Below are 1,598 nucleotides of genomic sequence, written 5' to 3'. Positions count from 1 at the left end.
GATATCCAACATTCACAGAGTTCTATTTGAAAATATGTGAAAACTAAAGAACCGCCGTGTACGGAACCGTACGCACGGTGGTGTGGGAGGACGGTAAATAAAATAATTATTTACCTCCTACCCGATTAAGAAAAAAATGGCACTTATGATTGATCAAAAGGGTTTGGAGGAACGCCTTATTACGTCGTTAGAATTAATAGAAGAAGAACATCCTATGAAGGAGCTACAGCTAAAAGATACGGTACAAGCAATTCGAACATTTGGAGTAAAAGAAAAATTTCCATTTTTGTTTCCGAAAAAGCCTTTTTTCTTTTTAATTATTTTATTGATTTTATTTATTGTAGGAGCAGTATTGCCGTCGCCAAAGAAGCTAGAGGCGATTAAAAATCACAAGATAGAAGAGCAAGCAAAGCAAGAAATAAAAAAAGTAGAAAAAGCTTACGAGAAAGTAGAAAAAGTGAAGCATTTGGATAAGGAGTTAGAAAAACAATTTAAGAAGTTGCTAGAACAGGGAAAAAAAGAGTTGAAAAAGGCAAACTCAAAGGAAGAGATAAAAAAGTCAATGGATCGTCTAAAAACAAAAATAAGACAGGAGCTTCAACAATTGGAAGCGGGTCAGGAATTAGAGGACGTTATGGAAGCAACCTTTTCTTTGCCGAAACCGGATGAAAATGACAAAAAAGGGGAAAAGAAGGAGTCTGGAACCGGAAACGGAAAAGATGGTCAAAAGGAGGGAAAATTAAACGGAACTAAGTCTTCCAATTCAAAGGGAAAAGGCAATGGGGCTTCGCAAGGAAAAAATGGATTGGGAGGCAAAAAGAATTATGGAAGTAAAAACGGGATTGAACAGGAGAATACAAAAAAAGAGAATCCGGAAAAAATTACAATTCCCGGAAAAAAGAAAGGAAAAGATGAAAATCTGACAGGAAAGGCAACAAAAGGGGAATCCAAACAATCCAAAGGTGGAATTGGTTATGGATATAGGGGCGAATCGGTTGATTATAACCAGGTTGTTGGGGAATATAAACAAGAAGCCTATGAAAAGCTGGAAAAAAATCAAATTCCATCGGATATGAAAGGCGTAGTTAAAGAATATTTTGATTATTTAGAAACTGGTAAAAAGAGGTAATAGAATGGAAGAGATGAATTTAGAGCTAATCAGGGAAAAATTGGCTGAGTGTGAATATGAGATTGGAAAGGCAATTATAGGGCAAAAGGAAATCATCAGGCAGGTTTTAATTGCGATTCTTACAGACGGAAATGTGTTGTTGGAAGGTGTACCCGGGCTTGGAAAGACACAACTTGTCAAAGCTGTTTCAAAAGTATTAGAGCTTAGCTTTTCAAGAATTCAGTTTACACCAGATCTTATGCCGGCAGATGTTACGGGAACGAATTTAATTGTGAAGGAAGATAATAAAAATGTATTTCAGTTTGAAAGAAGGCTACCGCAATCCCACTGGCTTTAGACGGTCACGACAAACGCATGAGTAAATAAATTGTGAACACGTCCCTTTTCTGGTAAAATGAAAAGAAAAGGGGTGTTAGAAAATGCAGGAATTATTAGATTGGATGGAATACATTGAGGATAACCGTCAACA

At 36.6% G+C, this 1,598-nt stretch carries 2 protein-coding genes; both read left to right on the top strand.

Going from position 1 to position 1,598, the window contains the following annotated elements; genetic code table 11:
* Positions 1-145: 145 nt before the first annotated feature.
* Positions 146-1,129 carry a hypothetical protein gene (locus FYJ58_RS14615; RefSeq protein ID WP_154520394.1) on the top strand — a complete coding sequence of 328 codons (984 nt, stop codon included), beginning with the start codon at positions 146-148 and terminating at the stop codon, positions 1,127-1,129.
* Between the two features lie 4 nt (positions 1,130-1,133).
* Complete coding sequence (locus tag FYJ58_RS14610; RefSeq protein WP_154520393.1) at positions 1,134-1,466, top strand: AAA family ATPase; 333 nt, start codon at positions 1,134-1,136, stop codon at positions 1,464-1,466.
* Positions 1,467-1,598: the final 132 nt, after the last annotated feature.

The organism is Velocimicrobium porci (genome assembly GCF_009696045.1).
Classification (GTDB): Bacteria; Bacillota; Clostridia; order Lachnospirales; family Lachnospiraceae; genus Velocimicrobium; species Velocimicrobium porci.
Note: the sequence above shows the minus strand (reverse complement) of the source record. Positions and strands in the feature narration are given on the sequence as shown.